The organism is Treponema endosymbiont of Eucomonympha sp. (genome assembly GCF_001028545.1).
Window position 1 is genome coordinate 1 of record NZ_BBPW01000688.1, and the last position, 435, is coordinate 435.

The 435-nt window shown below is 57.9% G+C and carries 1 protein-coding gene; it reads right to left on the bottom strand.

Translation table 11 applies throughout. The features are described from left to right. Positions 1 to 171 precede the first annotated feature (171 nt). Positions 172 to 435 (bottom strand): transposase (locus tag AWU74_RS08630; protein ID WP_162505132.1); only part of this gene is annotated, 264 nt, incomplete at its 5' end.

The window sequence follows — 435 nt, forward strand, 5'->3', positions numbered from 1 at the left end:
TAAGCATATCGACCAGCTCATGCGGGTCATACACCTGCTCCGCAAGGAACGCTTCCGCGTCCAAATCCTCCATGAGTCGAAGCGCTTGATTACGCTCCGCGTCAGTACCGCTTGTCACAATGCCGCTTGCCGGTATCCCGTCCTCGTCAACCGCCAAATGTAATTTGCTGTTTAGCCCCCTTTTGTGCGGCTAATGTCCTGACTGCCGCCTTGTGCCCCGCATGCGTCTGCGTGTGCCTTGATATATGTCGAATCTATCATAAAGATATCTCCGGCCGGCTCGCCTTTTGCGGCGTCCGCCAGTAGTCTCCATATTCCCTTGTCCCGCCAGCGGCCAAACCGCTTGTGTATGCTGTTCCAATTCCCGAATTCCGGCGGTATGTCCCTCCACGGCTGCCCCGGGCGCGGCTGCCACGCTACCCCCTTGCACACACG